17 protein-coding genes are annotated in these 21687 nt (G+C 60.4%); 4 read left to right on the top strand and 13 right to left on the bottom strand.

Annotated features, from left to right (window positions below; genetic code table 11):
- Positions 1 to 43: 43 nt before the first annotated feature.
- From N4G42_RS22420 to apaG, 4 genes are all read right to left on the bottom strand, one after another.
- On the bottom strand, positions 44 to 1171 hold the full coding sequence (locus tag N4G42_RS22420) for a YbdK family carboxylate-amine ligase (protein ID WP_056065271.1): 1128 nt from the start codon (positions 1169 to 1171) through the stop codon (positions 44 to 46).
- Entirely contained in the window at positions 1161 to 2423 is a 1263-nt protein-coding gene (locus N4G42_RS22415; protein WP_056065273.1) for a cation:proton antiporter, read from the bottom strand. Before N4G42_RS22415 ends, N4G42_RS22420 begins: the two co-directional genes overlap by 11 nt.
- A gap of 158 nt (positions 2424 to 2581) precedes the next feature.
- Positions 2582 to 4600, bottom strand: a complete 2019-nt coding sequence (locus tag N4G42_RS22410) for a site-specific recombinase (RefSeq protein WP_146872025.1) — start codon at positions 4598 to 4600, stop codon at positions 2582 to 2584.
- Positions 4601 to 4688: 88 nt separating this feature from the next.
- Positions 4689 to 5096 (bottom strand): Co2+/Mg2+ efflux protein ApaG, encoded by a 408-nt coding sequence (gene apaG / locus N4G42_RS22405; protein ID WP_056748068.1) that lies wholly within the window; start codon positions 5094 to 5096, stop codon positions 4689 to 4691.
- Between the two features lie 88 nt (positions 5097 to 5184).
- On the opposite strand from apaG, the gene rpe reads away from it, so the two are divergent.
- Positions 5185 to 5865 carry a ribulose-phosphate 3-epimerase gene (rpe, locus tag N4G42_RS22400; RefSeq protein ID WP_099731931.1) on the top strand — a complete coding sequence of 227 codons (681 nt, stop codon included), beginning with the start codon at positions 5185 to 5187 and terminating at the stop codon, positions 5863 to 5865.
- Between the two features lie 69 nt (positions 5866 to 5934).
- On the opposite strand, the gene N4G42_RS22395 is transcribed toward rpe, so the two are convergent.
- The 3 genes from N4G42_RS22395 to N4G42_RS22385 form a co-directional block, all read right to left on the bottom strand.
- Positions 5935 to 6327 (bottom strand): hypothetical protein, encoded by a 393-nt coding sequence (locus tag N4G42_RS22395; RefSeq protein WP_056747839.1) that lies wholly within the window; start codon positions 6325 to 6327, stop codon positions 5935 to 5937.
- A 127-nt stretch (positions 6328 to 6454) separates the two neighbouring features.
- The gene (locus N4G42_RS22390; protein ID WP_260668779.1) at positions 6455 to 8626 is read right to left on the bottom strand and encodes a HAMP domain-containing sensor histidine kinase; all 2172 of its coding nucleotides are present in this window, start codon (positions 8624 to 8626) and stop codon (positions 6455 to 6457) included.
- Positions 8623 to 9315 carry a response regulator transcription factor gene (locus tag N4G42_RS22385; RefSeq protein ID WP_260668778.1) on the bottom strand — a complete coding sequence of 231 codons (693 nt, stop codon included), beginning with the start codon at positions 9313 to 9315 and terminating at the stop codon, positions 8623 to 8625. The genes N4G42_RS22390 and N4G42_RS22385 overlap by 4 nt, the downstream gene beginning before the upstream one ends.
- 230 nt (positions 9316 to 9545) lie before the next feature.
- On the opposite strand from N4G42_RS22385, the gene N4G42_RS22380 reads away from it, so the two are divergent.
- From N4G42_RS22380 to N4G42_RS22370, 3 genes are all read left to right on the top strand, one after another.
- Positions 9546 to 10892 carry an SPFH domain-containing protein gene (locus N4G42_RS22380; protein WP_260668777.1) on the top strand — a complete coding sequence of 449 codons (1347 nt, stop codon included), beginning with the start codon at positions 9546 to 9548 and terminating at the stop codon, positions 10890 to 10892.
- Positions 10893 to 10894: 2 nt separating this feature from the next.
- Positions 10895 to 12406, top strand: a complete 1512-nt coding sequence (locus N4G42_RS22375) for a hypothetical protein (protein WP_260668776.1) — start codon at positions 10895 to 10897, stop codon at positions 12404 to 12406.
- 261 nt (positions 12407 to 12667) lie between these two features.
- On the top strand, positions 12668 to 14059 hold the full coding sequence (locus tag N4G42_RS22370; protein ID WP_260668775.1) for a TniQ family protein: 1392 nt from the start codon (positions 12668 to 12670) through the stop codon (positions 14057 to 14059).
- A gap of 2 nt (positions 14060 to 14061) precedes the next feature.
- On the opposite strand, the gene N4G42_RS25695 is transcribed toward N4G42_RS22370, so the two are convergent.
- The 6 genes from N4G42_RS25695 to N4G42_RS22345 all read right to left on the bottom strand — a co-directional run.
- Complete coding sequence (locus tag N4G42_RS25695; protein WP_409557858.1) at positions 14062 to 15354, bottom strand: TniQ family protein; 1293 nt, start codon at positions 15352 to 15354, stop codon at positions 14062 to 14064.
- Between the two features lie 42 nt (positions 15355 to 15396).
- On the bottom strand, positions 15397 to 16902 hold the full coding sequence (locus tag N4G42_RS22365) for an ATP-binding protein (protein ID WP_260668774.1): 1506 nt from the start codon (positions 16900 to 16902) through the stop codon (positions 15397 to 15399).
- Entirely contained in the window at positions 16903 to 19215 is a 2313-nt protein-coding gene (locus tag N4G42_RS22360; protein ID WP_260668773.1) for a hypothetical protein, read from the bottom strand.
- Positions 19194 to 20207: a TnsA endonuclease N-terminal domain-containing protein gene (locus N4G42_RS22355; RefSeq protein WP_260668772.1), complete on the bottom strand. Its 1014-nt coding sequence runs from the start codon at positions 20205 to 20207 to the stop codon at positions 19194 to 19196. Before N4G42_RS22355 ends, N4G42_RS22360 begins: the two co-directional genes overlap by 22 nt.
- A 159-nt stretch (positions 20208 to 20366) precedes the next feature.
- The gene (locus tag N4G42_RS22350; RefSeq protein ID WP_260668771.1) at positions 20367 to 20579 is read right to left on the bottom strand and encodes a DNA-binding protein; all 213 of its coding nucleotides are present in this window, start codon (positions 20577 to 20579) and stop codon (positions 20367 to 20369) included.
- A gap of 889 nt (positions 20580 to 21468) precedes the next feature.
- Positions 21469 to 21687: hypothetical protein (locus N4G42_RS22345; protein WP_260668770.1), on the bottom strand; the 219-nt coding region annotated here is incomplete at its 5' end.

The raw sequence follows: 21687 nt of genomic DNA, 5'->3' as shown, positions 1-21687 counted from the left end.
GTGGGATAAGAGCGGGCAGCTGGTGGAGGGGCGTGCCAGATTCTCAGCCGGCCGCCGCGCCGCGAAAGCGCTGCGCTGCCTGGCGGCTTACCTCGGCCAGCAGCTGCTCTTCGCTCTGGCGCTGGCGCAGCCAGCGGGCATCGTTCTGCCCCGCCTCGACCTCGGTGCGCAGCATGTGCATGGCGCTTGATGCGCCCTGTACGGCCGCGTGGCCTGCGATCTTGTCCATGGTGCGCAGGATGTGCTCGCGCAGCGGCATGTGGTCGCCCGTGGCCGGGTCCACATACACCGCGTCCATGCCAAACCGGCAGGCCTGGAAGCGGTTGTAGGTGTACACGAGGTAGTCGTCCTCTTCGGGCATGAAGGGCTGGTCGGCCAGGAACCACGCGCCCAGCGACTGCACGTAGCCCGCGAGGGCCGCAGCGCGCTCGATGGTGAGCGGCGTGTCGAACACGCGGATCTCGATGGTGCCGAACTCGGGCTTGGGGCGGATGTCCCAATAGAAGTCCTTCATGCTCTTGACCACGCCCGTGCGGGTCATCTTGTTGAAGTAGGTCGTGAAGTCGTCCCAGGTCAGCGCCATCGGTGCGCGCCCCGACAAGGGGAACGCGAACACCGAGTTGAGCCGGGCCGAGTCAAATGCCGTGTCCTGCCCTTGCACATAGGGGCTGGACGCCGACAGCGCAATGAAGTGCGGGATGTAGCGCGACATGCGGTGCAGCATCAGCAGCGCGGCATCGGCATCCGGGCAGCCAATGTGCACGTGCTGTCCGAAGATGGTGAACTGCTTGGACAGGTAGCCGTACAGCTCGGACAGCTCGCGAAAGCGCGGCTTGTCGTAGATGCGTCGCTCGTGCCACTGCTGGAACGGGTGCGTGCCGCCACCCACCACGGCAATGTTGAGCTTGTCGGCGCTTTTGACCAGCGCATCGCGGATGGGCGTGAGCTGGCCCAGCACCTCGCTGGCCGAGTGGCAGATGCCGGTGGAGATTTCGATCATGCTGTTCGTCATCTCGGGCACCACGCTACCGGGCAGCGGGGTTTTCTTCATGAGGCGCAGCATGTCCTCGGCGTAGGGCGCCAGGTCGTAGTCGTTGGTGTTGACCAGCTGCAGCTCCAGCTCGACGCCCAGCGTCAGCGGCTCGGAATGGGTGAAGGCTTCAAGACTCACGGGGGGACTCTCCGTTGTTGTTGCTGCGGGTCAGGGGTGCCCAGGGTTTGGAGCTTTCGCCCGCACGGTAAATGGCCACGGTGGCAATGACGGCACCAAATACCTCCATCAGCAAGATGGCGGGCAGCGCCACACCCGCGATCACATGGCCGGTGGAAGGCGACGCGAGCACAAACTGCGAGGCGATCAGCAGGGCGATGGAGGACATGGGGGTCATCGCGCAGCCCACCCACAGCGCCTGCTTCCAGCTGGCGCCGCTGCCCACATTGCCCAGCGCCACGCCGGTGGCCTTGGCCAGCAGGCGCACGGCAATCAGGGCCAGCACCACACCGGCCACGGGCGCGCTCCAGTCGGCCTGCGCTGCCACGGTGGAAACCAGCACGAACATCAGCATGGTGAGCAGGGACGATGCATTGCCCAGTTGCCGCGGCCAGGCCCAGGGGCGCGGGTTGAGCTGTTTGAGCAGCATGCCCCCCAGCAGCGCGGCCAGTGGTGCCGAGCCACCCATGTGAGCGGCCACTGCCGTGCCTGCAGCCACCAGGGCCAGGAACAGCATGGAGGTGTTTTCGCTGGTGGGGCTCATGAAGCGCAGCGCCATGCGCAGCACCAGGGCCAGCACGGCGGCCACCACGATCGATACGCCCAGCACCACCACCACGGGCGACACGGCCTCCAGCACGGTGAGACTCTGGCGGTTGATGAGTTCTGCCTTGGCGCTGCCCAGGGTCAGGGCATACAGCGTGGAGAGTGTGGTGAGCACAATGGCGCGTTCGGTCACCGGGCCGGCGGCACGGGTGTCGGCCACCACACGGGTCAGCACTGCAGGAGATGCCGCCAGCGCCACCAGGGCCAGCGGGCCAGCCGCCTGGGGCGGCAGCTGCAGCCACACCAGCACCCAGTACACCGCGAAATAGGTCAGCACCGATTCGGCAATGCTCTGCACCAGCACCATGGGGTTGTGGCGGAACCAGCGCAGCGGGATACGGCCGCCACATTCGAACAGCACAATGGCCACGCCCAGCTCCAGCAGGAACAGGCCGATGCCCTGCAGCGGCCAGACTGCACCGCTGAAGCCTGCCAGGCCGGCTGCCGTGCCCACCAGCGAATAGCCCACCACCTTGGGCAGGCCGGTGTGGCGTTGGGTGAGATAGCCTGCCATGGCGGCTACCGCCAGCAGCAGTGACCATTGCACCGTGGGCAGCCCGGCCGAGGGGCGCAGCCACTGCGCCCAAAAGCTCAGGATTTCATTCATGTCATCGGACCTCTGCGTCAGACGGGCGCTGCCCGTTGGAGTGGAGGCCCCGGCGCACAGGCCCTCCGCAGATGGGACGGGGTGCGCTGGGGCGTTGGACCCTTGAATTTACAGGCGGAAACACTCCGCCCTTGTAGGACAGAGGCGGCGGTTTTGCCTCAGCCCTGTGCCGTTGTCGCCAGCGGCCCCCGCCGCTCGGGCACAAAAAAGCTCAGCGGCGCGGTGCGCAGGCGGGCGCGGATGGCGGCATAGATGCGCGAGCGGTCCACGCCGCTCACGTTCTGTGCACGCAGCGCCAGACTGAAGGCCAGATAAAAGCTCACCGACACATTCAGTGCGCCCAGGAACGGGAGCGAGGCTACCGCCCACCAGAACGCGGGCAACTGCAGCACCTGCAGACCCAGCGTGGCGCCGGCGGCCGCCACCTGCCCAGTGGACAGGGTGACGTGCCGTACATCCAGCCCCAAGCCGAAAAACGCAGCGAAAGCAGGCACCAGGCCCAGCATGAAACCCAGCGAGATGTTGGCTGCAAAACCCGACAGGTTCTCGCGCAGGAACCTCGCCCAGCGCGCGGCGCGCTCGGCACCCAATAGCCCGGTGATGCGCGGGTTGTAGTGCAAGGCCGAGTCCATGCGGTGCAGCACAAACCAGTTCTCTGTCCAGCCCGCGATGATGCTGGAGGCAAACAGCAGCACCCCGGTAAAGGCGGCAAAGAACAGCGACGGCCCCAGCAGGTGCAGGGACTCGAACACATGCTCGGCCTGCTTCTCGCTGATGGCCGGGTGGCCCGTGGCCAGTGCAATCAGTGCAGCCAGCGCCAGCACGGCTGGGAACACCACCAGCACATTGCCCAGCACAGCAGCCACCTGCGAGCGCACCAGGTGCGTGATCTCGTCCACGAACGACTCGATCGCATCGCCGGTGCCCAGCTCCTTGAGCTTGGCCGCCATGGCAGGCGCGGTCATGGCAGGTTGTTTGGTGGCCACCGTGAAGTGCAGCAACTGGATCAACACAAAGCTCACGGCATAGTTGATGCCCGCCATGAAGCCGCCCCAGAAGGCCGAGAGCGCGAGCGCATACAGGCCAAACTTGATCAGTGTGGTGAAGGCCATCAGCGCACCGCCGCCTGCCGCCTTGCGCAGCATGGAGCGGTATTCGGCACTGGTGCGGGTGATGTAGTGTTCGCCCGTTTCGGCGCTGCGCTCGGCCACCTTGGCTGCCAGCAGCGAGGAGTTGGAGGCCAGCAGCGCGCGCAGGCTGCGCCGCTCTTGTCCCACCATCACCAGCTGTGCCATGAGTTGCGCCGCAGTGACTGCGGGCTGCGCGGACAGCAGGCAGTCGAGCAACACGCGCACGCGCAAGATGCGCTCGCGCAGCTGCCGCAGCCGGAACACCAGCCCCACCGAAATGCCGTTGTCCTCGAAATGCGTATAGACGGTGGCAGCCGCCGCGCGGCAGGCCTCCAGGCGTTCGCGCAGGCGCTGGGCGGATGCGTCCAGCCGGTCGGGGGTGCGCAGTGCGTGCAGCACCTCGACCCGCAGGCTTTCCACGTCGCGGATGAGGGCGTGGAAGGGTTGTGCCTCCCGTGCAGATTCGCTCATGCGCAGCCGCAGTTCGGGTGCAAAGCCGGTCGAGAGGATTTGCCCTGCACAGTAGGTGATGGCGTCCAGTAAGGCGCGGTGCCAGCGTGTCGCGCCGCCTGCGCGCTCATCGGCGTTGTCCTGGGCCAGCAACATCACCAGGCGGTTCAGGGTGGCTTCATCCAGCGCTGCCAGCCATTGCGCGTCGAACGCACTGGGCAAGGCCAGCATGAACAGTTCGGACGCATCGATGGTCTCTGGGCTGCCCGGCAGCAGCTTGGTGCGCAGGCGTTCGGCCATCTCACTGACCAGGGCGGTGCGGGGTGCAAAGCCAAAGTCCGCCAGCAAGGTGGTGATGTCTACCTGGTCCACCAGCGTCGCCCACCAGGCCTGCAGCCGCTGCTGAATATCGGGCCGCGCCGCGACCGCATCGATGAAAAGCTGCACCCGGCCCACCGCAGCAGGCACCGAATCACGCTTGCCGCGCACCCAGTCCAGCAGGTGGATGAGCCACAGATGGCGATGGGCCAGGTCGGCGGCAGGGTCCAGCGCCGCCAGCAGGTGGGCCAGGTCTTTGGGCTCGGCGGAATTTTTCATGGGTGGACTGCTCCCACAGGAAAAGCCGCCCATCCGATGGATAGCGGTCCCATGGAGGGGTGGGCATGGGGACTGTGGGAATGGTTCTTCAATGCAGCACCCGGCCGCTCAGGGGCTCACCCGACGGGCCGTGGCTGATCGCCTCCAGCACGAACAAGGGCACCGGGGTATTGAAAGGCTCGCCATCTTCGGCCACGCAATGGAAGGTGCCGTGCATGGTGCCGCTGGAGGTGCGCAGGCGACAGCCGCTGGTGTACTGGAACGACTCACCCGGCTTGAGCAGTGGCTGCTGTCCCACCACGCCCAGGCCCTTGACCTCTTCGGTGTGGCCGCGCGCGTCGCTGATGATCCAGTGTCGCGAGATCAGCTGGGCGGGCGCGTCCCCTGCGTTGGTGATGGTGATGGTGTAGGCGAAGCTGAACACCCCGGTGTCCGGCGCAGACTGCTCGGGCAGGTATTCGGGCAGCACTTCCACGTCAAACTGGTACTTTGGCATGGGCCGCATGGTAACCGTGCCGCCCCCTGTGTGGGCAACTCCCACGTGCCAAAACCCCAGTGGTTCTGCGCTTTGCGACAATCGGGGGATGAGCCGCACATTCCAAATCGCCCCCTCTATCCTTTCCGCCGACTTTGCCCGCCTGGGCGAGGAAGTGCGCAATGTCATTGCCGCTGGCGCCGACTGGATTCACTTTGACGTAATGGACAACCATTACGTGCCCAACCTGACGTTTGGCCCCATGGTCTGCCAGGCCTTGAAGCCCCACGCCAAAACGCCTGCGGGCGTGGCCGTGCCGATTGACGTGCACCTGATGATCCAGCCTGTGGATGCCTTGGCCGCTGCCTTTGCCGACGCGGGTGCTGACTACATCAGCTTCCACCCCGATGCCTCGGGCCATGTGCACCGCAGCATCCAGGCCATCCGGTCCAAAGGCGTCAAGCCTGGCCTGGTGTTCAATCCCGCCGAACCTCTGGACGTGCTCGACTGGGTGATCGACGACATCGACCTCATCCTCATCATGAGCGTGAACCCCGGCTTTGGCGGCCAGAGCTTTATCGACTCCGCGCTGCGCAAGATCGAAGCTGTGCGCAAGCGCATTGATGCTTCTGGCAAGGACATTCGTCTGGAAGTCGATGGCGGCATCAAGACCGACAACATCCGCCGCGTGGCTGACGCGGGCGCTGACACCTTTGTGGCAGGCAGCGCCATCTTTGGCAAGCCGGACTACCGGGGCGTGATCGACGCGATGCGTGTGGCCTTGGGCTGATCGCCTGGGTCGCTGCGAAGATTGGGCGCGAATGCCTTTGTGACGGACCGCACCTAATGGGAGGTCAGGTTACTGTTGCGCAGGCACGGTGATGGTGGTCGTGGTCGATTCGCGCAGCACGCCGCCACCGGATACCGAGCCACTCGCCGGGCTGCTTTGCACGCGGCGCATGCAATCCGCCTGGTCAGCAGCCGTCTGGAAAGCTGCACAACGCTGGGTGGCGTTGTCGGTGGCGGCGGCTCCAGGGTTGCTGAGATCGCCCTTGCGGGAAGCGTCCAGTGCGTTGTTGGCCTCGCGCAGGCAGGTGGCCAGGCTGTCCTGGGTGTTGTTGGTCATGCACTTTTCCCGCTCCTGCTCGTAGCGTGCCCGCGCGTCCTGCGGCGGCGTTTGAGCGGATGCGCCCGCACAGGCCAGCAGCAAGGCCGCAGTGAAGACAGAGGTGGCAAAGGAAAGGCGTTTCATGGAGGGCTCCTGAGGCAATGGCAGACGAAGGTCTGAACCTATGCCTGCAGGGTAGGCGCCGGGGCCATGTGCCCCTGTCGGACAGAGCCGCCCTTGCCCGTGCGCGCGCTTCGCGTCTTGGGCTGGGTCAGCCCAGTCGCTGAAAGGTCAGGATGAAGGCCACGCCATCAGACGTGTTGCGCGCATTGATGGTGCCGCCCATCTTGGCCATGTAGGTTTTGGCCACAAACAGCCCCTGGCCCCGGTGCTCGCCCTCGCCCAGCGGGGTGGGGCTGGCGGGGTCGGAAACGCCCAGCTCAAAAATCCGCTCCAGCAGTTCGTCTGCAATGGTGGAGCCCTGGTTGTGCAGCGTAGCGCTGGCGGTGGATTCTGACGCCGTGAGCGTCAGCCTGATGGGGCTGCCTGTGGGGCGATAGCGGTCGGCATTGCGCAAGATGTGGGTCACCACGTCTTCGAGCGCAAACTCATCGGCCCGCACGATGACCGGGCCAGGGTGGCTTGGGCCCAGGTCGTACACCACATCCAGAATGCCCGCAAAGTGGGCGTTGTCGGCCACGTTGCGCAAGAAGGCATCCAGGTCCAGCCGCCCCTCGGGCACATCGGCGGCCTGCAGCGCTTCGGCGGGCGATGCCGTGCCATACAACACATGGATGGCCTGCTGCATGCGCTGCACATAGCGGTGGCCGGGGTCTTGCGGGCCGTTCAGCGCCATCAGCGACTGCAGGGGCGACATGATCTCGTGCCCTACGGCGTGCCACATGTCGCGCTCTTGCTGGGCGCGCAGCTGCTCGCGCTGCAGGTCGTCCTTCACGCGCTGCAGCAGGTCGGCCAAGCCACCGGCCAGGATGCCCAGCTCGTCCGAGCCGCGCAGGTCCGACACATCCAGGCCGCCCAGCCGGGGGCCGGTGTGGCCAGGCTGCACGTTGTACGACACGGCGGCGGCGCGGCGGGTCAGGGCCGTCACGCGGCGGATCAGGCCCACCTCGACCACCAGCCAGGCCAGCGCAATGGCGCCCAGCATGGCACCCAGGTACCACGACAGGCGCGTGGCCACAGCGGCCAGGCCTTGCTCCACGCCGCGCAGGTGGCCGGTGAAGTTGACCACGTAGTTGCCGGTGGGCGTGTCCAGAATGTCCAGGGCCGTGGGGGCGGCGGGCGTGGCTGCTGCCGGGCCCACACCTGCGGCCTCCAGCGGCAGCCAGCGGATCAGGCGCAGGAGCCAAGGGGCAGATGGATCGGCCTGCACTTCGACGCCCTTGAGGGTGATGGCGCTGGCTTCGTCACTGCCCAGCTTGCGGATCTGCACACGCTCGCCCGGCAACAGGCTGCGCGAGAGGTCTCCCAGCGATGCGGCCAGCTGCGCGCCGGGTGCGTCGCTGTCGAACAGCGGTTTGGTGTCCTCGCCCGGCGCCAGCATCTCCACCCGCACGCGCATCTGCCCCAGGTCTTCCGGCGGCCAGACCAGACGCTCGTCCTTGCGAAACAGCGCCTCGCGGAACAGTTCTACCGGCAGGCGGATGGAGTAGTGGGTGCGGCGCAGGCAGTCAGTGGTGGCCTCGCCAGCGGGCGAGCTGGCCGATGGGGGCGGCAGGTCGCGGCACTGGCCGTTTTGCCACAGCCAGCCGCGAAAGTCGCGCACGGGCCGCGCGCGGGCGTCGAGCTGCGGCGTGCCGTTGTCCACAAACCCCGTCAGGCGCCCGCGCACAGCCGCGCTGCCTTGTGGGGGCATGGCCTCGTATGGCGCAATCCAGCGGTAGGTGGTGCCCCGCATGTCCAGGGTGATGCGCGCGCGGTGTGCCTCGGCGGGCACCAAAGCGCCGCGCTCGCGGGGTATCAGCTCGCCCGCATAGAAGCCGCCCACCAGGTAAATGAAGCCGCCCGCATAGGGGTTGTTGCCAATCGCTGCGCACACTGATGCGCCATCGGGGTACTGCACAGAGCAGCCCGCCATCTCCACGGCTTGCTGTGATTTTTGCGGGTCGTCAAAGTCGATGGCCGCATAGGGCAGCAGCAGCGGCGCCAGCGGCGTCACGCCCTGGCCGAGGTGGCTGGCGTTGAGCAGCGCCAACTGGCCCGAGGGGTGGCGCAGCCGCGCCATGACCTCGGCCTGGCTGCGCACAAAGCCATGTTGGTAAGCCTGCCAGGCGCGCTCTTTTTCGTCCTTGAGCACTACCACGCTCAGCGCCACCGTGGCCAGGGCCAGCAGCACGAACACCCCGCGCACGAGGATGCGCAGGCGGAACGCGGGCAGGCCCAGGCGGGGCATTTCCAGCGCGGGGCGGCGCAGCAGGCGCTTCATTTGCTGACCCAGCGGAAGCCGCGCATGGGCACGTTCTCAATGCCTTCAAATCCGGGGTCCACTTCGCGCAGCGCCTCGCGAATGGTGCTGACATGCTTGCGCACGTTGTCACGGTTGCGCCCGCTTTTCACCACCTCGAACAGTTCGTCATACGACACCACCTCGCCACCGCGCTGGTGCAGCGTAGCCAGGATGCGCTGGGCCGTCAGTGGCAGGTTGATGCGCTCGCCGCGCCAGGTGGGGGTGCGCTGCCACAGCGGGTCCAGCACCAGCGCATCGCCCGCCGGGGCAGGGGCTGCGCTGGCCGGGGCCTGTGTGGTACGCAGGATGTCGAGAAAGGTCTCGATGAAATCGGCCTCTTCGAACGTGGTTTTCTGCAGATAGTCCCACGCGTCCAGCGCCTTCATGATGCTGCGGTAGATGGCCGCAGGCATGGCCGACACCACCAGCACCGGCGTGCCCTGGCGCAGCTTGTTGATGGCGTTGATGAGGGCCACGCCCGCATGGCGCTCCCGGCCCAGTTCGATGTCGAGTACCACGGCGTCGTAGTGCTCGCGGGCCAGCGCGGCCTCAGCCTCGTCGCGGGTAAACCACTGGTCGATGACGATACCGCTTTTGGCGCTGCGTATCCACCCGGCCAACTGGTTGCTGGTGGGCAGATCGTCTTCGATCACGGCAATGCGGGTCATGGGCAGGGCGGGGCAGTAGAGGGGTGGGTGGATTATCCCGGCGCCCCGTTCTGGGCGGTGTGAGTTTTTCTTCCGGGGCCGGAAGGTTCGTGCGACCGGTGTGAGCGCATTGGGGGCTGCACTGCGTTGTTGCTTCCGGGGTGGATCCGAACAATCGGTCCTCAATGAGCCAGCCACGGCGACGGCTCAGAAACGACAACAACATCGAACCAACCTGAGAGAGAAACACCATGAAAGCCACCTGGAATCGCATCGTGCAGACCCTGAAGGGCCGTCGCTCCACCCCCTTGCCCGAAGCGGGCACGGAACCCGTGTTGGACGCTGATCTGCAAGGCATCCCCCCCACAGCGGGCCCCGTGTCGGCCGCCCCGTTGAACTGGGCCTACCTGCTGCCCACCGCCCGCACCGTGCGCTGGCTGGCCGCTGGCGCCGTGGTCGTCGCAGCGGGTCTGATGGTGTACCGCAATCCGCCCGTGCAACACCTGGCGCAAGGCGACCTGGGTGTGCGCCTGAACCAGTTCACCGGCTCGGTGAGCCTGTGGCGGGATGGCAGCGTGTGGGTGGTGCCCGGCCTGCACACGGTGCGCGTGTTCTCGCTGCGCGACCAGAGCTATCGCCCTGAGGCCATGCGCCAGGCCACGGGTAGCGCGCCGCTGCAGTCGGTGGAAGGCCTGTCGCTGGGGCTGGATTTGAGCGTGCGCTATGCGCTGGACCCCAACTCGCCCGCCGTCAAGGCCGGCAACCTGCCCGACAACGTGGGCGTCGACATCGTGGAGCCCGCCGTGCAGGGCCTGGTCTACAAGGTTTTTGCCCGCTACACCGTGCGCGAAATCTTCTCGTCCAAGCGCGCCGAAATTGCACAGATCATCGAAACCGAACTGCGTGCCCGCCTGGCTGCCGATGGCGTGACGCTGCGCAGCCTGCAGATCGGCAAGGTGGACCTGCCCGCGGAGTACCGCCGCGGCATGGACAGCCTGCTGGCCGAAGAGCTGGCGTCCGAAAAAATGCGCTACACGCTGGAGCTGAAAGACAAGCGTGTGAAGGAAACCGAGCTGGACGCCAACGCCGACAAGGTGCGTCGCGAAGTGGCCGCCGAAGCCGCCGCGCGTGAGCAGGTCATCGCCGCCAAGGCCCAGGAAGAGGCCATGAAGCACGTGCTGCCCTTCAAGCAACGCCAGATCGAACAGCGCCAGCTCGAAGCTGAAGCTGAACGCGTGGCCCGCGTCAAAGCCGCTGAGGGCAGCGCCCAGGCCCGCCGCATCGAAGCCAACGGCGAGGCCGACGCCCGTCAGAAGCTGGCCGAGGCCGAGGCCTACCGCATGGACCGCGTGGGCAAGGTCAACGCCGAGCAAATGGCCCGCGAAGGCGCACTGGTGACCAAACACCCGCTGCTCATTCAGAAGACGCTGGCCGACAAGCTCTCGGACAAGATCCAGGTCATCATCGCGCCCCCGCCTACCAACGGCGACTTCATCGGTGCTGCGCTGCTGGGCGGCAACCGCAACGCCCAGGCCGGTGCAGCCCAGGCTGCGGCCGTGGCCGACGACGCCACCACCACCCAAGCCGTGGAGCAGTGAACATGAACGCCACCTTCGCAACTTTGTTGGCAGCCGTGGCCAGCGCTGCAGTGACCGTGGCGGCCGAGGCCGCCCCCCAGCCATCGCCCAGCGCCATCGTGGTGCAAGACCAGGCCAGTCTGCGCGCGGCACCGCGCGATGGTGCCCAGCAGCAGGCCAGCCTGTGGCAGGGCGAAGTGCTCGAAGTGCGCGGCGAGCGCCTCGACTATTTGCAGGTGTGGGACCACAAGCGTGAGCGCGGTGGTTTCATCCGCGCCAGCGATGTGCGCCGCGTGGCCCTGACCGAGGCCGAAGGCCCCGCGCTGCTGGCCGTGATGCGCTTTGTGCAGGACACCCCGGGTGCCGAGGCGCTGGGCATCGGCCTCACCGCCGCTTACCTGCAAGCCGCGCCCGCCAAGGCCCTGGCGGGTGTGGAGGGCGCCCAGGCTTTCGATGCCCTGGGCACCTTTGCCGACCGGCTGGCCCGCCGTGCCTCGGTGGCCGTACCGGGCAAGGCCTCGGGCGCTACGTTGTCAGCACACCTGGACGTGGCCAACGGCTACGGCGTGCGCTTTGCGACCTACGAGGTCGAAGGCCGCATGCAGGTCTGCTACGAGGGCGAGGCCTTTCGCCGCCTGCTGGCCATGCCCGTGGCCGATGCCGAGCAGCGCGCCCGTGCCGTCCTGGCGCTGACCCGCCCCGAATGCATCAACCCCGACCTGCCCGCACACGAGCGTGCCAAAGTCACCACCTGGCAGGCGGAGGTGCTGGAGCGCGTGGACGTGGCGGGCCTGCCCGGCTACCTGCGCAACCGTGTGCAGATGCGGCGCGCCAGCGTGTGGGGCGCCGCAGCCTTCCAGCAGGCGCGTAAGAACGCGGCCGACCTGGCGGTGGCTGCGGCCGCCGCACGCGCCCTGACGGAATTCAGTGGCGTGAGCAAGGTTGACCTGCCCGACGAGGACCAGAGCGCCTACAACGACGCTGCCATGCGAGTGAGCGCCGTACGCTGGGCGCTGGTGCCTGCTGCGGCGCCTGTCGCGACCGCCGCCGGAGCACGCCCCACACTGCTGACCGAGCCCGGCGCCCCCGGCGAAACCTGCGTGCTGCTGGTGGACGCGCAGCACAGCGCCAAGGCGCCACTGCTGCGCCGCTGCACCTACGGCGTGGTGTGGACTGCATCGGCCAGCACCAACCGCGAAGGCACAGCCTTGGCCCTGGCCGTGCAGCCCATGGAAGGCTGGCGCGAGCTGTGGGTGCTGCGCAAAACGGAAGGCGGCTGGCTGGCCGATGTGCTGCCGCCCGCCGCCGCCACGCCCGAGACCGGTGTAGCCGAATGGGCGGGCTGGGTGCCCGGCGGCCAGCAAATGCTGGTGGCGCGCGAAGCCCGGGGCCAGGGCCGCTACCGCAAGAGTTTTGAGGTGGTGCGGCTGGAGGGCTTGACCACCGAGCGCGTGACGGGCGATGTGGCAGCCCTGCCCCTGTTCCAGCGCTGGCAGGACCCAGCGTGGAAGCGCGAGACGATCAGTCTGCGGTGAACGAAGCAAGGCAGACCAGGGGAGGATTTGACGGGTTCCGTAAACTTGGTCCCGTCTTCTCTTTCCGAATGCTTGCCCAATGTCTCTCGCCGTTACCCCCTCGCTGTCCACATTGCTCACCGTGGGCCGATTGAATAAGGTTGGAAAAAAACCTTGTTCTTCGCAGAGGAGGAACGAACACGCAAAAAATGACTGTGGCAAAGCAAAGGTGGAAAAAATAGAGATTTTCCCCGGCAGTCTTGGCGAAATCGAGGAATAGAGTTGGAAACATACTCTTTCAGCGGTGGCGCAACGCTAACAGAAGGAGCGTATCTTCACACTGCTTTAGTATATTTTCATCGTTCCACTGGTGCGCGCACTAAGGGGCAGACTTCATCGTACTTTCGAGAAGTACGGCTTAATAAAAACATTTCTCCGGTAATGGGGAGGAATGCAGGAAATATTAGTCGTGGATATTTCGTCGGTGCTGTTTCACCTCAAGATGTACTGCGCCGCCATACGTTGTTTGGATATTTTCATCTCCGCTATGACACCGATTTTGCTATTGTTGGTGAGAAGAAGTTAATCGACGGATTGTTTGGCGATCACGTTACGGCAAGATTCGATTCTTCGATGGCATGCAAGTATCTCCGCTGGTGTCCACGTTGTTCCGATGAGGATTTTAAAGCCTACGGATTCGCAAGTTGGAAGACAGTTCATCAGATTCGATCGATTCACGTTTGTCACATTCACGGTGATCTATTGCTTCTTCGTTGCAAGCAATGCGGGGAATATCCGGGAGACTGGAGGAAGTTCAGACTTCCTGGTGAAGCATGCCCAAATTGCAGGAGTTATGAATTTGAGGGAGCCAGTATTGTTGCGGGGTCCGCGTATCAACAGTTCGTGCAAGATGTAGCGGCGGCGTTCTCGTATCAGACTGACATGTACCGAGACAAGGCATGGGCTACGTTGATGGCAACCTTCGTCTCGAGATTCAACTCGCTGAGTGACGCGGAGAATGCGCTTTCCAATTATCTGTATTCCAAATGGGAAGTGTCGTGCTTGGCCGCGCTCGGAGATCTGCTGCAAGTGCGGGTTGGTTCTACATCGAGGTTATTCGATATCGGTACGAAGAGCATTTGCTTCCGCATTTTATTGTGCCGCGCGATGATGACCTTAGATCCCGATTTGCTCAGAGAAGGTGTAGCAGTAAGCACCCCGTTTATTGTTGGGAGCGGCAATCTGTTCGCTTCGACCGTTGGTCGTCATGCTATTCTCGTCGGGATTGATGAACTTACAAGAGCAGCGCTAATTGCTCCTGGTAGCATCAAAGACGCGGCTGCAAGTATGGGACTTGACTATGACAGCACCTATCGGAAGTGGAAGCGACTCTTGAAGTCAATGTTGGCCGAACTGGGTGAGGACGCGGTAAGGGGGATGCTTCCAGAAGGCAGGCGATTTCACAAGGTTACACGGGTGGGAGGCGGGCAAGATCTCATGGCCGCTTACAAGCATAGGATCGCGACCGCATTACTAGAAAGCCCGACGCATACTCGAGCCAGTCTCTGGCTTGAGCACTTTAGGGCGATGAAATATCTGTCTTTAAATGATTATGACTGGCTAGCCAACTTAATTGGCGGAAACATGCTGAGCAAGCGCCCAAGGATCAAGTAGCTTCAGTTAAACAATTGAAACTGTCTAGGGTGTCTTGTAGGGATAGATCCAAGGAGTTGAGCAAGACGCCGAGGTGAATGCTCCCGTAGCCATCGAAGATCCGCCGAAGAGTTTCTCTCAATGTCTGCGAGTGAGCACTTAGGCGAGTTGTTTACAAAGGCTGTGATTCGCTCGACGCACTCATTCTCTCTACCTTCTCGCAGTCGAAATCTCCATGCGCGGCGGAGTTCCGGATCAACCTCCAGCCATCGAACAATGTCGGCTCGACTGACGCTCAATTTGGACATCACTTCGGCATAACTAATGCATGCCATAAATGCTCGGCGGACGTGTTCTGGTGCTGACTGTGGGTGCTCTCCCAGGTTTGCAAAGAGTGGGAGCTGCCCCCCGACTACAGGACCGCTGCCGGAAGCTACCAATACAAAAGTTTGGGCTGCGTCAGTTGAAGAAGCCCAGTCGAGAGCGCACCAGAGCAGCACCCAGGGGATGGCGGTGTCTCTCTTCCGACGCCATAACAGACTAGGAATTGGGGACGCCTCAATGGACTGAGTCATTTGGGGTTGTGCAATGCGAGCAAGGGCGGATGAGCCTGTGGAGCAAAACCATCGAGTCAACCTCTCGTGCCTAGCACCATCGACGGAATGGATGACGCCCATTTCCTTCAGTCGCAAGAGTGTCGACAGGCGCACTGCGCCCATGTCGATTGATTGTATGCCGCGAAGAGCTGCGCTTACGGACGCGACGTGCTGTGCTGCACGGACAGCGTGAGGTGAAAGGTCAAAGCTAAATCCTGTGCTTTGGCTCGGTAGTCTCCACTTTTTGCTTCGAATGTTGCTTAGCTCAAGTGGCTTGTCATGTTTTTCGCAAAAAACAGTTATAGGGAACTGATGGGATGTATGCCAATAAGCACGTCCTACCTTGGAAATATCGTCATTGACACAACTACGGCACCACTTCAGAGGATGAACTATCTTCAGTGTCCGAGATGAGCCAATTAATCGTCTGTTCCAGTGTGGCGATTCTTGCTGTAGCCCTTTTGCCGCTATCTCCGTTTGTTCTTGACGACTCAGAAAGGGGAGATAGAAGCCTGCGACCGTGTGACTTCGAAGGATCTCGGTAAGCGAGTCTTCCGTTCTTTGCGCTGCGCGAACGAACACCTCCATGGACTGGGGGAACTCGTGCTGACGAGCTGCATGCTTCGCATGAAAAAACGCTGCTCCGGTGGCCTCCGAGTTCCGCTGGCAGCTGAGCACGTGGTTTGCCGAACACCAGCTGTAAAGCGTTTCATCAGGCATTATGGAGGTTAGACACAAGAACATAGGTTCGTTCTACGTGAACTACTGTTTAGCTTCCCCATCGCATTTAGTTGGACTAGCAGTTTTTTTACCGCTTGCTTTAAGACTTGCCAGTTGGACTTCAAAGGCATTGATGAGATCCGCTGTTATGCCCAATGCTCTGATGTCGTCAGGGGACATGGTTTTGAATGCCTCAAGTTGAGCTGAGAGCTGATTCGCCTCGCGAGTTTGTTTAGATTTGAACTGGGTGAGCAGCCTTTGTGCGGCGGAGACGACTGTGGAATTGCGGCCCTCAATCAAAGCAGGCTGTTTGGCTGTGACTGTCGATGCTCGTTTGGAAGTCTTGCTGGCGGGCGGGATATCGATGAATTGGTTTGCAACGTTGAAGTCGTCGGAGGACAGAGACAGGGCAACTGACCGCAGATGTTTGAAACGAGGGGACTCTTGCGCTTCTAGGAAGTCTTGCTCACAAACTTCTGCTGTGTCGTAGGCCCGTCGCAGAGCGGACCGTTGTACTTCCTGATGGTATGCGACGAATAGGCCGGGCAGGCCACTTGAATTTTCGATCTCAAATCGAGACCTCAAATCTGTGTCTATATTCCAGTTTTCCACTATCGAAAATTTTCTCGCCTGGGGAACGAAATGCTGTTTCCACCATGTTTCCTGACCAGTGACTGCAGGCTCAAACAGACAGATGCCGCCGACGCTAAAGCGTCGCATCACTTGGCTGAAGAGTTTTATGTGCTCGAAAGCCAAAGGATTCCCGGAAAGAACAACAGATACCCCCAAGTTCATCAACTGAAGATAGAACAATGTGAAGTCGAGTCGCCACGGGCTGTCTTCGAAGGTTGATTGTTGTTTCTCATCTATGCATAGAACAGCAACCCTGTGGAGCGTGAGCAGCTTGGATACAGTCACCAATAGCGTGTCGATGTTGGTTGTCTTCTTGTGTTGCTCAAAATAGGTGGTCCCCAATTTTTCATCAAGTGTATGAAGTATCCGCTTGAGGAGGGCTCCTCGTGAGCCATTGCTTGGGTGGTCGACCAGCAGATAGACACATTGGCGTAAGCTGTAAAAGCCAGCCGAATCAGATTTTCCGTATTCCAACACTTGCTTTGGGACGAATACGCTTAAGGCCCTCTTGAGTAAAGCCGTTTTTCCGGTTCCTGTCATGCCTGCGATCAGCAGGCCTCCCCCTTGAACATTCTCTAAGCTTCGCAGATCCTCTCTCGTGCAAGCCATACCAATCTGGTTGCATCTCTTTCTTACGACGGGGTCCAGTGGATTATTCTGAGCTAAGGATCGCCTAAGAAGAATTTGTAGCCCCGAGGCCGGTTCAAGCACCGCACTTGATGGGACGAAGTGTTGATCACTGATGTTCAGTAGAGGTTCTCTGCGGTTAGCTGGAATGGACTTCCATTTAATATGGGTGAGTGGTGATGACGCCAAGATTCTGGGTAGGTCTGTGTACGAAATAAATGGCGAAATGTGTTCGAAGAAAGGGTTAGGACCCGCTGCAAGTTCAGGGTGATCATGTGCATTGGACATTTACTCATTCCCCAAAAATCTAGACATTGCATGGTCTGCCAGCGTCGGTGGCATATCGTCAACTTCGTCGACTGGGAGCGTTGGCGAGATAGCGGCCTCATCTAGCTGTTGTTGATCTTGTTCTCGCAGCAGAGCAAGCTCTTCACGCCTGTTTTGCTCGAGATGCGAAACAATTGAGACCAGTGATGGTTTCTTGTTCAGCATGGAGATTTCCGTCTTTACCTCCGCTCTGGCTGATTCTGTCACTGCGGCGAACCGTTGCACCTTGTCTGCACCTTGTTGGTCCCTCTCATTGTTTAAAAGGTCACCCCGAATGGCTTGATCCTCGCAATAGGTAATCCATTCATCCAACACAAGGTTTTTGTTTATGATTTTGTCCCGTGGAGAATGAACTACTCTAATGAGACCGTTGCGCGTCGGCAGCCATGCTTGTGAAAGGTCGGTGGTGTCCATCTTTAGCATAGTCGGAATATCTTTGCCGGTAAGCTTCACCTGTTCCATTAGCCCAGTCTTGGCCAGCGCGTCGCTTGTGTAGCGAAGTCGTAGCAGTCGCATTTTTCGACCGTGAACTTTCCCTATGAGGCGAATTCCGTTCTTGCAAATCACGGCCTGTACATCAGGTAGGTTGTATGCGCGCAGGTCGTTGTAATCGAAATTGAGTCCGACATTCAGACCTTGGCGAGTGAACCAGTTGTATATATTGATTCGTGTGGGCTTGACAGACGGCTCAGCTAACAGCATTCCGTCTGGTGCTAAATTTGGAACTTCCTCCTCGCAGTTATGCCAGATGATGTGCTTAATCAACTCAGACATGTATTCGGCGTAGTTCCACAGGGCCTCTGAGGCAGGATTGACCTCCCCCCGCTTTCTCGGTTTTCCATGTGTCGAGCCGGGAATTTTGTGATCGAGATGGCTGTGCATCCGATCATGCTCGGTCTCTACCCCGCCCTTGGCATCGCCGCGCATGGCTGGGGTGAAATGGAAGCCGATGCCAAACTGTTGCTCAAATTCCGTCGATTCTTGTCCTTTTAGTTCCCCATTGTCGGCTAGGACGGATCTTGTCAGAAGGCCTGGAATCGCTCCCTCGTCAATGTCCACTCCAAACCTGCTTGCCCAGGAGCGTTTATCTCGTAGGGCGCCGTGAAGTATCGTTAGGAGTGCTGTCCTCGGAGAGGCCGGCTCCCATCCGCAATAAACTCCGAAAATTATCCCGGAACGCGACTCTTTGAGTATCAGACGAGTCATTGGGGGCAACTTTTTGAGCCTGCTTCGAAATGACACCAGATATACATCGTTGGACGTACCATCAAACATTGATTGTTGGCCCACCGCGACTAGACTGTCTTGCTCCGATTTACCCGATGTTTTCTTTATCTGTGCTGATTTGGTCGGGCCAAGAAGAATCTCTCGGACTGATTTGCCGTGTTTTTTTTCGCCCCAGCGCATGAACTGATCAAAACTAGGGCGCAGTTCCCTAGGGAATAAAACAGCTTTGACCTCTCCTGTTGGGGACTCTTCATGCACTGCCCAGTAAGCAGAGCAGGTCAAAAGATAGGCGTCCCGCGCAGGTGTTTCCCTTGAAATAAGCGCGAAGCCGTAGCCCAGCCGTTGCTTGTCTAATTGAGAAAGAGGATAGCCTCGAGACTTCCAATGCTGTGTTTTGAAAAGGCGTGGACTTCGACCCAGTTTCGATTCTTGCTTTTTCTCAACTCCAGGGTTGCCGCAGCGGCCTAGATAGCCAGCGAAGAGTGCGCTTCTTACACTTCCGCTCGTCCAATAGCGATTGATCCACCTGCGTAAAGTGAGCGGCGTCCTTTGAAGTTCCCGTGCCCTCTCGTCGATCTGACGCGCGAATGTCGGGTCTGACACAACCTCCGAAACCGGGCGAGCTTGGTGCCCATCGGGTTTGCAAACGATAGGCCTGATCGCCGCGAATCTTTCGTCGCGCTCTTTGAATTGTTTTCGGAGTTTTGCACGCGCTTTTTCTGATGCACATGCATTGAGACGGTCCTGATCCGTATATTGGACTGTCTTTGACTGAATGTTAACCACAACGCATTTTGATGCACGCAATAGCTCCTCGATTTCGGACAAACGCCGGGCGTATGGTTGGCGTACATAAGATTTCCTCTGGTTCGAGTTATCTTTGCAAGGTCGTTCGCGATCAATTAGCCAAATCAATGAGTCGCTGCCATTGTATTGAATATCCAAAATCCGAACGGGGCCGCTGAGCTCCGAGGACCCGGGACCGTTGTCGAGGATGTCACCGAGATTAAGAGGGGGAAGGGGGCTCACGCGTTCTCCTTCAGCCATGCTTTTCTCAGCTCCCTCCAGACTACGACGCCTCCTTTTTGCAGTGGTTCTGAATTGTCGAGCACAAGTGTTAGGTCATGATCGATATCGAGACGCCAAAGTGCGAGCCGATAGAGCTCTTGCACTCTTGAGAGGTCGGTTGATCTGCGCGAGGCAATGCGGCGAAGAAGTGGAAGGGGTGGGGTAACGTGCGCGTGCTCTCCGAGGTCCTGCACGATCTCTTTATAAAGAGATGTCACGATCGCGATTTTTCGCGCGGCCGCATTCATGCGCGGCTCCAATGCATCGAGGTTGTATGTGAGCTCAGGTGGGAATTTTTCTGCGTGAATTAGCAGATGGCGAACCCGGCACTCAACGACGTATCGGCGAGCTAGCTCAAGACGGTCTTTTGCCCGTGATCCAAGAATCGGAGCGGTAGCGATCTCTTCGGGTTTGTTGTCAATCGCGAGAAGGAAGAATTCGCCATTTTCTTTCTTCCACGATGTCAAAATATCTAAGGTGCCGACATAGGGAATATTGGTTCCAACGTACAAGCCGTGCGAGATGCCAGCTTCTCTAGCGATGTCCACTAGCCCTCTGACTCGGACCCCTTTATCGAAACCTGGGAGGCCTTCGCCGGGATGAGCGTGCTCCCAAGGCCACATTGGATACTGTTCTCGGACGTCCGACGCCCCTAACCACTTGGCTAACTGAATCGTTCTGGCTTCCGCGATGGCGCGGAAGTGATGTAGGCGTCCTAGTTCTGGCGCCGGAAGGTGGCCGATGATGCTGAACGGTGAGTAGTCCCGCTTCGTGACGCGAAGCCAAGGCTTGTAGCGCTGGAAATGGCCTTGCCCGTAGCCTCCCCTTATCAGCGCAGAGAGCTTCCGGTGTGACATCTTGCCGGTTTGAGGCGGTGGAGGACGACGCCCGCGAGCGAACTCTCCCTCCGCGAAATCTGTTGCGGTCCACATGATGTGCTTTTCCTGTCTGTTCTGAACAAGAATGAACAAGAGAAAGCTTGACCCTCTGCTAAGGTGCAGATAAATTGGGATCTGTTAGCGATCCTGGGACAAGCTTCTCGGGGGACGAGGCCTCGGGTTGCCGCCTGAGGCTTTGTCTTTTCTGCGATAAATCGCAGCGCGTGGCACGTAGCCGATAGCAATTGGGTCTTACTTCAAGCCGAGCTCCTTTGCGATCTGATAGCTGGCGCCGCGCACACATTTCCGCTTGCCGCGCAAGATGGCATATACAAGGTCTGTACTGAAGCCGCGTTCCCTAGCCCATTCGGACACAGTGATCCCGCGTTGCCTAAAGACATCCCAGGACAGAGGGACGTCTTGATCCTGTGACGCTAAATAGACTTTATTCGAGGGTTCTGGCATTAGACGACGTGCAAAATGGAGGTCGATAGTCGATGTTAGGTGGCTGCCCGTGATGTGTCCACTTCAGTCCAAAAGAGTCGCTGCTGCTATTCAGCTAGTCTCCATAAAAGTATCTTGATTGCATTTCCAGTAGGCGTCGAGAATTTATATGCGGAGGCCACATAAATATCGCTATTCCTCTCAGCTATCGTCTATATCTGCATGTTACATAGCGTTACTTCGCAGATGATTGTTTCTGTCATTGTTTGCGGCAGTGGTGTCTCAAAATTGCGAATCAACTCTTCAACTTGTGTCTATGTGACCTTCGTCGATATCGCAGTCGCAAACTGCCGTTTCCATTTAAGATGTCAGTTGGAAGGGTATTGGGCATGAATCAAGTAGATCCAGATTGAAAGAGTCTGATGATGTCGCGCCTAGACCAAAATACCCCGTGCATTTTCATTACGTTGCAGCGCACCCTTGTCGCTTTCAACTTCACTGGAAGATAGACGGTTGGAGATGTGCATCGCGGTTTGGTCGGCGCCGCGACGTGCTCGGTCTCCTATGGCCGGCGTTCCACCAAGGTCACTAAGGGCTCAATGCTGTTCGCTTGTGTAGCTTGTTGATAGCCCCTCGACACCACCCCTCTTTCATCATGCAAGTTCAGCCCGCGCAGCCACGGGCTTTCTTGAGGGTTAACCCTGGCTATGAAATCCCAGACATTTTGTTGGTCTCGCCTTCTGTGCAGATCAGCCGGGTAGAAGTTTCGGGTGAAACCTAGCTTGAGTGGTTAGGTTTCGAGCGGACAGAGGGGTCAAGTGAATCAGGCTTCTTCAGCTCCTCAATGCACGGGAATCTGAGTGGGGTTACAGAGCATGGGCCTGGCTTTGTCTGCAAGGCGGGCGCAGGCCTATTGAGAAGGGGGCAAGAGGTTTTCCATTCCTCTTGGCCATACGCCTGTGGTGACTAGTGCCCAGATCGCATCACTTATGTCGCCAGCGATGGGGACGATTTCGCGCGATGCATTGGCAGTCATCACCGCGCGCAAACCTGGATCCTCTTCCGGTGGCGCTGACAGGTGATAACTTTGGCCCGACTCTGTTCTGAAAATGCCTTGCGCGAGGTCTAG

The sequence above is a fragment of the Acidovorax sp. K2F genome (assembly GCF_025246485.1).
GTDB lineage: Bacteria > Pseudomonadota > Gammaproteobacteria > Burkholderiales > Burkholderiaceae_C > Acidovorax > Acidovorax delafieldii.
Note: the sequence above shows the minus strand (reverse complement) of the source record. Positions and strands in the feature narration are given on the sequence as shown.